Here is a 262-nt window from a genome sequence, read left to right on the forward strand (position 1 = left end):
CAATGCAATTATATGATGTCCACTTTACTCACGCTACCAACCCAGATAGTCGTCAAGATACTGTCACTCGTACGATTACCTACACTGGTGCTGGTAATAAGACGCCAAGTGCTGTAACGCAAAGCGTTCACTTTACTCAGACAGGAACTAAAGACTTAGTGACTGGTAAGACGAAGTGGAACGATGTAGCTGATCAGAACTTTGCCTCGGTTGGTACGCCAGAAGTAGCAGGCTATACGCCTGATAAGAGTCAGGTTGCACA

General features: G+C 45.8%; 1 protein-coding gene. It reads left to right on the forward strand.

Translation table 11 applies throughout. From position 1 onward, the window contains the following. A partial coding sequence (locus tag JEM49_RS08430; protein ID WP_446720537.1) for a mucin-binding protein occupies positions 1-262 on the forward strand: 262 nt, incomplete at both ends.

The organism is Lactobacillus sp. A27, from assembly GCF_016742815.1.
Lineage (GTDB): Bacteria > Bacillota > Bacilli > Lactobacillales > Lactobacillaceae > Lactobacillus > Lactobacillus gallinarum.